This window comes from Rhodoferax sp., assembly GCF_028689295.1.
Lineage (GTDB): Bacteria > Pseudomonadota > Gammaproteobacteria > Burkholderiales > Burkholderiaceae_C > Rhodoferax.
In genome coordinates, this window is the sequence record NZ_JAQTWL010000026.1 from 19,562 (window position 1) to 28,583 (window position 9,022).

8 protein-coding genes and 1 pseudogene are annotated in these 9,022 nt (G+C 63.0%); 7 read left to right on the top strand and 2 right to left on the bottom strand.

The window, feature by feature from the left end; translation table 11 throughout:
- Positions 1-17: 17 nt before the first annotated feature.
- The 7 genes from mfd to PHF15_RS15040 all read left to right on the top strand — a co-directional run bounded on the left by mfd (position 18) and on the right by PHF15_RS15040 (position 8,362).
- Positions 18-3,506: a transcription-repair coupling factor gene (mfd, locus tag PHF15_RS15010; protein WP_300122347.1), complete on the top strand. Its 3,489-nt coding sequence runs from the start codon at positions 18-20 to the stop codon at positions 3,504-3,506.
- A gap of 16 nt (positions 3,507-3,522) precedes the next feature.
- Positions 3,523-4,287, top strand: a complete 765-nt coding sequence (locus tag PHF15_RS15015; protein ID WP_300122349.1) for an NRDE family protein — start codon at positions 3,523-3,525, stop codon at positions 4,285-4,287.
- 73 nt (positions 4,288-4,360) lie between these two features.
- Positions 4,361-4,678, top strand: a complete 318-nt coding sequence (locus PHF15_RS15020) for a virulence-associated protein VapB (protein ID WP_300122351.1) — start codon at positions 4,361-4,363, stop codon at positions 4,676-4,678.
- On the top strand, positions 4,678-5,118 hold the full coding sequence (locus PHF15_RS15025; RefSeq protein WP_300122353.1) for a type II toxin-antitoxin system VapC family toxin: 441 nt from the start codon (positions 4,678-4,680) through the stop codon (positions 5,116-5,118). The genes PHF15_RS15020 and PHF15_RS15025 overlap by 1 nt, the downstream gene beginning before the upstream one ends.
- Positions 5,119-5,143: 25 nt before the next feature.
- Complete coding sequence (gene serB / locus PHF15_RS15030; protein ID WP_300122354.1) at positions 5,144-5,857, top strand: phosphoserine phosphatase SerB; 714 nt, start codon at positions 5,144-5,146, stop codon at positions 5,855-5,857.
- Between the two features lie 8 nt (positions 5,858-5,865).
- Positions 5,866-7,557 carry an AAA family ATPase gene (locus PHF15_RS15035; RefSeq protein ID WP_300122356.1) on the top strand — a complete coding sequence of 564 codons (1,692 nt, stop codon included), beginning with the start codon at positions 5,866-5,868 and terminating at the stop codon, positions 7,555-7,557.
- 4 nt (positions 7,558-7,561) lie between these two features.
- Positions 7,562-8,362, top strand: coding sequence for a general secretion pathway protein GspB (locus PHF15_RS15040; RefSeq protein ID WP_300122358.1), 801 nt, complete (start codon positions 7,562-7,564; stop codon positions 8,360-8,362).
- Between the two features lie 30 nt (positions 8,363-8,392).
- Here the strand turns inward: PHF15_RS15040 and PHF15_RS15045 are convergent, their stop codons facing one another.
- Positions 8,393-8,746: a TusE/DsrC/DsvC family sulfur relay protein gene (locus tag PHF15_RS15045; RefSeq protein ID WP_300122360.1), complete on the bottom strand. Its 354-nt coding sequence runs from the start codon at positions 8,744-8,746 to the stop codon at positions 8,393-8,395.
- 158 nt (positions 8,747-8,904) lie between these two features.
- A pseudogene (locus tag PHF15_RS15050) lies at positions 8,905-9,022 on the bottom strand (IS30 family transposase); the annotation flags it as partial.

Genomic DNA, 9,022 nt, shown 5'->3' on the forward strand with positions numbered 1-9,022 from the left:
TTTTGGCGTTTTTATCAATGGAATTACCAAAACTCACCCCCGGCAAACGCTACACGCTGCCGCGCCCGGTCGGCTCGGCCGATGCGCTGCTGCTGGCGCAACTGGCGCTGCGCGACAAGGCGGACCACAAGGTCACGGCGATCGTCACGGCCGATGCCCTGGACGCCCAGCGCCTGATCGAAGAAATGGCGTTTTTTGCGCCAGACCTGCGCTGCGTGTTGTTTCCGGATTGGGAAACGCTGCCCTATGACACCTTTTCTCCGCACCAGGATTTGATCAGCGAGCGTCTGGCCACCTTGTGGCGCATCAGCCAGCGCGACAAGGACAGCGGCGCGGATGTGGTCGTCGTGCCCGCCACCACGGCGTTGTACCGACTGGCGCCGCCGTCATTTTTGGCGGCCTACACCTTTCACTTCAAGGTCAAGCAGCAGCTCAACGAGGCCAAGCTCAAGGCCCAGTTGACGCTGGCCGGCTACAGCCATGTGACCCAGGTGGTGAGCCCGGGCGAATACGCGGTGCGCGGCGGCCTGATCGACCTGTTTCCGATGGGCTCGCCGGTGCCCTACCGGGTCGATTTGTTCGACGACGAGATCGACAGCATCCGCACCTTCGACCCCGACAGCCAGCGCAGCCTGTACCCGGTGCCCGAGGTGCGGCTGCTGCCCGGGCGCGAGTTCCCCATGGACGACACGGCACGGGCGCGTTTTCGCAGTCGCTGGCGCGAGTTGCTGGAGGGCGACCCCACGCGCAGCCGCATCTACAAGGACATTGGCAACGGCGTGGCCACCGCCGGCATCGAGTACTACCTGCCGCTGTTTTTCGAAGAAACGGCCACGGTGTTCGACTACCTGGGCGAGACCGCCACGGTGGTGCTGCATGGCGACCTGGAACCCGCTTTTGCCCACTTCTGGCAGGACACGCGCGAGCGCTACCGGCTGGTGCAAGGCGACCCGGAGCGGCCGGTACTGCCGCCAGACGCGCTGTTTTTGAGTGCCGAGCAGTTTTATGCCCGGGTCAACCAGCATGCCCAACTGGCCTTGCGCACGGCCGTGGATGAGGTGGCCGACAGTGCGCACTTTGTTCGCCTGGGCGACCTGACCGTGGTGCGCGGCGCCGAGGACCCGCTGGCCAGGCTCAAGGCTCACATCCGCAACACGCAACAACGCGTGCTGGTGCTGGCCGAGAGCGATGGCCGGCGCGCCAGCTTGCTCGACTTTTTGCACAACAGCCGGTTCAACCCGCCGTCGTTTGATTCGCTGGACGAATTCCAGCACAGCGACGAAAAAATCGGCATTGCCACCTCCGGCCTGGCCGTGGGCTTTACCTGGTTCGAGGCCGGCATCGACTTTGTCACCGAGACCGAGCTCTTTGCCGCCAGCCCGACCACCCGCCGACGCAAAAAGCAGGAACAGGTGAGCGACGTTGAAGCGCTCATCAAGGACTTGAGCGAACTCAAGGTGGGCGACCCGGTGGTGCATTCCGCCCATGGCATTGGCCGTTACCGCGGCCTGATCAACCTGGACCTGGGCAACAAGCTGCCTAACGGCGAGCCCGAAATTCAGGAATTTTTGCACCTGGAATACGCCGACAAGGCCACGCTCTATGTGCCGGTGAGCCAGTTGCAGCTGATCAGCCGTTACACCGGCGTCAGCCCCGACGAGGCGCCCTGGCACAAGCTGGGCAGCGGCCAGTGGGAAAAAGCCAAACGCAAAGCCGCTGAACAGGTGCGCGACAGTGCCGCCGAACTGCTCAACATTTACGCCCGCCGCGCCGCCCGCGAAGGTCATGCCTTCAGGTACAGCCCCACCGACTACGAAACCTTTGCCAATGAATTCGGCTTTGAAGAAACCGCCGACCAAAAAGCCGCCATCCACGCCGTCATTCAGGACATGATCAGCCCGCGCCCGATGGACCGGCTGGTGTGTGGCGACGTTGGTTTTGGCAAGACCGAAGTCGCCCTGCGCGCCGCCTTTGTCGCCATCACCGGCGGCAAGCAGGTGGCTTTTCTGGCGCCCACCACGCTGCTTGCCGAGCAGCATTACCAAACCCTGGTGGACCGATTTGCCAAATGGCCGGTGAAAGTGGCCGAGATGAGCCGCTTCAGGTCGGCCAAGGAAATCACCGCGGCGCTCAAGGGCGTGGCGGACGGCACCATCGACATTGTGGTCGGCACCCACAAGTTGCTGAGCCAGAACACCCACTTCAAGAACCTCGGCTTGTTGATCATTGACGAAGAGCACCGCTTTGGCGTGCGCCACAAAGAGCAAATGAAAGCCCTGCGCGCCGAAGTGGATGTGCTCACCCTCACGGCCACGCCAATTCCGCGCACGCTGGGCATGGCTTTGGAAGGCCTGCGCGATTTGAGCGTGATTGCCACCGCACCGCAGCGCCGGCTGGCGATCAAGACCTTCGTGCGTACCGAGGGCAATGGCGTCATCCGTGAAGCGGTGCTGCGCGAACTCAAGCGCGGCGGCCAGATCTACTTTTTGCACAACGAGGTCGAGACCATCGAAAACCGCCGGGCCAAATTGGAAGAATTGCTGCCAGAAGCCCGCATTGCCGTGGCCCACGGCCAGATGCCCGAGCGCCAGTTGGAGGCGGTGATGCGCGACTTTGTGGCACAGCGCACCAACCTGCTGCTGTGCTCCACCATCATCGAGACTGGCATTGACGTGCCCACTGCCAACACCATCGTCATGAGCCGCGCCGACAAGTTCGGCCTTGCCCAGCTGCACCAATTGCGCGGCCGCGTGGGCCGCAGCCACCATCAGGCCTATGCCTATCTGCTGGTGCCCGATCTGGAAGGCCTGAGCAAACACGCCCAGCAGCGCCTAGACGCGATTCAGGCCATGGAAGAGCTTGGCAGCGGCTTTTATCTGGCCATGCACGACCTGGAGATTCGCGGTGCTGGCGAGGTGCTGGGTGAAAACCAGAGCGGCAACATGCTCGAAGTTGGCTTTCAGCTATACAACGAAATGCTCTCAGAGGCAGTGCGCTGCCTCAAAGCCGGCATCGAGCCCGACCTGCTGAACCCGCTCAATGTGGCGACCGACATCAACCTGCACGCGCCGGCGCTGTTGCCCAACGACTTTTGTGGCGACGTGCACCTGCGCCTGTCGTTCTACAAAAAACTGGCCACGGCCAAAACCAGCGAGCAGATCGACAGCCTGATGGAAGAAATCATCGACCGGTTTGGCAAACTGCCGCCGCAGGCGCAAACCCTCATCGACGTGCACCGCCTGCGCGTCATCAGCCAGCCTTATGGCGTGCTCAAGGTGGATGCCGCGCCGGGTGTGATCACCATTACCTTCAAGAAAGACCCGCCGATCGACGCCATGAAGATCATTGCGCTGATCCAGAAAAACAAGCACATCCGCCTCGCTGGCAACGAAAAACTGCGCATCGAGCGCGCCTTGCCGGAGGCTTCAGACCGTGCCAAGATGGTGCGCGATGTGCTGCGCAACCTGGGGCAACCGGTGGTGGCAGCAGCTGCGGTTGTAGCGTGACCGGCGAGCATCACCCATGTGCCTGATCGCCTGGAACTGGCAGCCGGACAGCCCGAACCCGCTGCTGCTGATTGCCAACCGCGACGAGTTTTACGCGCGGCCAACCGAAGCGCTGCACTGGTGGCCCGACGCCAACATTCTGGCCGGGCGCGACCTGCAGGCCGGCGGCACCTGGCTGGGCATCAGCCGCACGGGCCGCCTGGCGGCCTTGACCAACCACCGCGACCCCGCCAACATGCGGGCCGATGCGCCGTCTCGCGGCGAGCTGGTCAGCGCTTTCCTGCAAACGGACACCAACGCCGAGGATTTCCTCACCGCATTGGCAACGTCTGCCGCCAACTACAACCCGTTCAACCTGCTGGTCTTCGATGGCACCCGCCTGATGGGTTTGGAGAGCCGACACGCCAAAGTGATGGCCATACGGCCGGGCATCGGCGCCGTGTCGAATGCCGACTTTCTGACCCCCTGGCCCAAACTGGCCCGCTTGAGCGGCAGCCTGCAAGCGCTGCTGGCGCAACAGCACCCCAGCGACGCACAGTTGCTGGCGCTGCTGCACAACCCGCGCATTGCTGTTGATGCCGACCTGCCAGCCACCGGCATCCCGCTTGAATTCGAGCGCGCGCTTTCGGCGGCCTTCATCGCCCTGCCCGATTACGGCACCCGGGCCAGCAGCGTGGTGCGATATGAAACTGGCAGCGTCCGATTTCTTGAGCAATGTTTTGACGCCAATGGCAGCAACGGTACCCGCCAGGTGACAGCGACTTTGCCAAGCGCCTCCTGAGTCAAATAACCCGGTGTGACATATGCCGAAGCATAGGCTAAACTCACGCCATCACCGCATCGGGAGAACCTCCATGCCCATCGTTTCAGAAAAAGCTGCCAACTATTCAGTTGAGTCGCCCGCGCGCCATGTGCGCCTGTTTCGCAACGGCGCCAACCAGGCCGTGCGCATTCCCAAGGAGTTTGAGCTAGCCGGGACTGATGCGCTCATGCACCGTGAAGGCAATCGGCTGATTTTGGAGTTGGTGGCAGACAAACCCGCCAAAGGCACCATGGCCGCCCTGGCACTGGCGCTGCAGGAGATGGCCGCCGTGGGCACGATTGACGAAGCGTTCCCGGATGTCGATGCAGGCCTGCTCGCGCTCGACGACATCGATTTTGGTGAAGACTGATGATGTTGGACACCAAGCTGTATTTGCTCGACACCAACGTCATTTCCGACATGATGCGCAACCCCGTGGGCACGGCGGCGCAACATGCGCTGTTGCTTGCGGCCAATGAACCCAGCAGCAAGGTCTGCACAAGCGTCGTCGCGCAATGCGAACTGTTATTCGGTTTGCGCAGGCGCACCAGCCCGCATTGGTCCACGCAGTACAGCCGCGTGATGGCCTCCATCGATGTGCTTGACCTGGAATCCACCGTTGCAACACACTATGCCGATCTGCGCACGCATCTCGAACTGGCAGGCACCCTGATTGGCCCCAATGACACGCTCATCGCCGCCCACGCGCTGGCGCTGGGTGCCACACTGGTGTCAGGCGACGCAGAATTTGCCCGCGTGCCCGGGATGCAGGTGGAGAATTGGCTAGCATCTGTCGCATCAGAAAAATGAACCCCAAGCCCCCAAACGACCCCCCATGAAAGCCACCCAATTCGCCCCCGGCCTGATGATTGCAGGCTTCAGCCCACCGCTGTACTTGCGCGATTACAAGCTGATCGCGTTCGACATGGACTCGACGCTGATCAACATCGAGTGTGTTGATGAAATTGCCGCTGCCGTGGGGCGCAAGGAAGAGGTGTCCGCCATCACCGAGGCCGCCATGCGCGGTGAGATCAGCGACTACAAGGAAAGCCTGCGCCAGCGCGTGGCGCTGCTCAAGGGCGTCACCGAGGCCGACCTGGCGCACGTTTACCAAAATCACCTGCAGCTCAACCCGGGTGCGGCCGAACTGGTGGGCACCTGCAAGCAGGCCGGGCTCAAGGTGCTGCTGGTGTCGGGTGGCTTCACCTACTTTGCCGACCGCCTGCGCGACCGGCTGGGCATCGACTACAGCCGCGCCAATGTGCTGGAGCTCAGCGGCGGCGTGCTGACCGGGCGCATGGTGCACCAACCGTGGGGTGACATTTGCGACGGTGCCGAAAAGCGCAGCATGCTGCTGCAGATGTGCGACACCCTGGACATCAACCCAAAGCAGGCGATTGCCATGGGCGACGGCGCCAACGACCTGCCCATGATGAGCGTGGCCGGCCTGTCGGTGGCCTACCATGCCAAACCCGCGGTGCGTGAATTTGCCAACGTGTCGATAGAGTCCGGTGGCCTGGACCGGCTGCTGACGCTGTTTCAGGACTGAAGACGGCCATGTACAGCGCCCATTTCGGCCTGAGCCAGGATCCGTTTTCCATCGCGCCGGATCCGCGCTACTTGTTCATGAGCGAGCGCCACCGTGAGGCGCTGGCGCACCTGCTCTATGGCGTGGCGGGCGGTGCGCAGGCCACGGGCGGCACGGGGGGTGGTTTTGTGCTGCTGACCGGTGACATCGGCACCGGCAAGACCACTATTTGCCGCTGCTTTCTGGCGAAGATTCCACCCAACTGCCATGTGGCCTACATCTTCAACCCAAAGCTCAGCGTGCTGGAGTTGCTGCAATCGATCTGCGAAGAGTTTCACATTGCGCTCAGGGCCACCCACACCGGCACACCCACCGTCAAGGACTACATCGACGCGCTCAACGCCTTTTTGCTGCAAAGCCACGCCGCCGGGCAAAGCAGCGTGCTCATCATCGACGAGGCGCAAAACCTGGCTGCCGACGTGCTGGAGCAATTGCGCCTGCTGACCAACCTGGAAACCAACGAGCGCAAGCTGCTGCAGATTGTGCTGATCGGCCAGCCCGAGTTGCGCGCCATGCTGGCACGGCCCGAACTGGAACAGCTGGCGCAACGCGTGGTGGCGCGTTTTCACCTGGACGCACTGTCGCCCGCCGAGACCAGGCAATACATAGCGCACCGCCTGGGCGTGGCGGGTCAAACGGGCGCACTGCCGTTTGATGAAAAGGCCTTGCAGCGCATCCACCACCTCGCACGCGGCGTGCCACGGCGCATCAACCTGCTCTGCGGGCGCGCGCTGCTGGGCTCCTGGGCCACCGGCGTACACCAGGTCAATCGCAGAGTCGTGGACAAGGCGGCTACCGAGGTCTTTGGTACCGAGGCCGGGCAAGCCCCCAGCGCCAAGCGACAACGCATGGGTTACGCCTTGGCAGGCATGGCACTGCTGGCGGCCCTGGTGCTGCTGGCGCTGCAGTTGAAGACGACTACAAGCACAACGCAAAGCGCAACCCAAACGGCGGCGAGCACGGCGCAGCCGCCAGCAGCCCAGCCGCCGGCATCCGCCATGCAAACGGTGTCAGCCGTTGGCTTACTTGCCGCGCCCCTCACAGACCTGCCAACGCTTTGGCCGCAACTGCCGACCGACATCGACGCCGCCTGGCGCGAACTGGCACCTGACTGGAAACTGCCTGCCAACAGCGCAGACCCCTGCCAGAGCGCCAGCGCACAAGGCGTGCCCTGCTACCGCACCAGCAAACTGACCCTGCCGCTGCTGCGCCAACTCAATCGCCCTGGCATCCTGACGCTGCACGCGGCCCAGGGTCCGGCTGTCCATGCGGTGCTGGCAGGGCTGTCCGATCAAACCGCCACTTTGCGGCTGGCCGGGCGCTTGCACAGCGTCAGACTGCTTGATCTGGCGCAGTGGTGGCGTGGCGACTTTGCCACCTACTGGCAAATGCCGCCGGGCTACACCGTTGGCCTGCCAGATGGCAGCACCGGCCCGGCCATCGACTGGCTGGCCAGCCGCCTGGGCCAGCTCGACGGCATCGCCACTGCGGCCAACGGTGGCACGCCGGTTGCACTCGACGCTGCCTTGCGCGCGCGGGTGCGAACCTTTCAGCAGGCCCGTGGCATCACACCCGACGGCCAGCCCGGCCCCATGACCTTCATGCAGCTTGAAAGCGCCACGCAGGGTCAGGCGCCCCGACTGCTCACCGAACCGCAATAAGCCCATGTCTTACATCCTCGACGCACTCAAACGGGCCGACACTGAGCGCGAACGCGGCGCAGCGCCCGGGCTGCACACACGCCACCAACTGCCCGCCGGCAACGCTGGCAACCCAAGCGAGCGCCGTCCTGTGTGGATGGCTGCGGCAGCAGGTTTGATGCTGGTCGTGCTGGCAATCGTTTTTTGGTTTTGGCGAACGCCTGACGCGCCACCAGTGGCGCCCTGGACACCGGCCGCCAGCCCGAGGCCAAACACAATTGCACCTGCGGCACCCGTTGCGCCCGTCGTGCAGGTCGCGCCAAACTCGCCGCCTGCGGCAATCACGCACATCGCGCCAGTGCCCATTGTGGCTGCCGAGGCACCCGTGGCCAGGGCCAAGCCGGCAGAACGGACAAGCTCAAAAACCGGGGCAGCACCGCCTGCCATACCCGCCGCATCCGCCGGAGCAATATTGATGCGACCCGCTGATGTTTCAAGTTCCGTTCGGGCTGAATCAATAGCAGTGACGACGGTTACCCCAACTGCCAGCATGGCTGCGTCAGTGCCAGCACCAGCTTCAACGTCAGCCCGTCCTGCATCCACCCCGTTGCTGAGCGAATTGCCGGCAGAGCTGCGGGGCAAGATTCCCAAAATCACCATCACCGGCAGCGTTTACTCGGATAGCCCCGCGCAACGCCTGCTGCTGGTCAACAACCTGGTGCTGGCGCAGGGTGGACAGGTCACCCCCGACCTGAGGCTGGAAGAGATTCAGCCACGCAGTTCGGTCTTCAACTACAAGGGCACCCGCTTTCGGGTGATGCATTGAACCTTGCCCCATCCGGCGCGCCGTTGGGGGTCATTGCATGTACGACCTGGCCTCTTCGCCAGGGTTGGGCAGACCGGCTATCGACCACAGGCTCCTGCAACTGCTGAACAACTCGTGAGCCCGGCTCGGGTCCAGGCCGGCGGCACGGCAAACCAGGCGCATCACCGGCAGCGCGCCGATGGAGAAAAAGCCATTGCGAACGATGTTGATCACTTCCCAGTGTTTGGCGCTCAGCTCGGAAATGCCGGCTTGTCTGGCCAGTTGTCCGGCAAGTTCCGGGTTCCAGCTGGCGGTCTCGACGAGAAAGCCGTCCGCGTCCAGCTGGCTGAAAAGAACGCCGCTGCTGATGGTTTGTGCGGCTTGGCTGTGGGTCTGGGTGATCATGATGCTGCTTTCCTTATTGGGTCGGGGTGAGGCAAATTTAAGGTATGGCAGGTGACTTGGCAAATACTGTTTTCTCATGTTCACATAACCATGGGTTGTATGGCGGTCTGCGTGGGTGCATACCCGACCGCCGTAAGCGCCCGCTTGGGGCCTTGGATTCAACCGGTCGATGCAACAAGTTGGCTGAATTGTTCAGCAGGCGTTTCGTAGTTTAGAGTTTTCCGAGGCCTCTCATTGAGCTTCCTGGCCACTGCATTTAGCTGTGCTTGTGTGTAA

Bases quoted from the DNA above. Each gene is read 5' to 3' on its own strand.
- serB (WP_300122354.1), top strand. From the start codon at position 5,144: ATGAAAGCCACCCAATTCGCCCCCGGCCTGATGATTGCAGGCTTCAGC.
- PHF15_RS15025 (WP_300122353.1), top strand. From the start codon at position 4,678: ATGATGTTGGACACCAAGCTGTATTTGCTCGACACCAACGTCATTTCC.
- PHF15_RS15040 (WP_300122358.1), top strand. From the start codon at position 7,562: ATGTCTTACATCCTCGACGCACTCAAACGGGCCGACACTGAGCGCGAA.
- mfd (WP_300122347.1), top strand. From the start codon at position 18: ATGGAATTACCAAAACTCACCCCCGGCAAACGCTACACGCTGCCGCGC.
- PHF15_RS15035 (WP_300122356.1), top strand. From the start codon at position 5,866: ATGTACAGCGCCCATTTCGGCCTGAGCCAGGATCCGTTTTCCATCGCG.
- PHF15_RS15015 (WP_300122349.1), top strand. From the start codon at position 3,523: ATGTGCCTGATCGCCTGGAACTGGCAGCCGGACAGCCCGAACCCGCTG.
- PHF15_RS15020 (WP_300122351.1), top strand. From the start codon at position 4,361: ATGCCCATCGTTTCAGAAAAAGCTGCCAACTATTCAGTTGAGTCGCCC.
- PHF15_RS15045 (WP_300122360.1), bottom strand. From the start codon at position 8,746: ATGATCACCCAGACCCACAGCCAAGCCGCACAAACCATCAGCAGCGGC.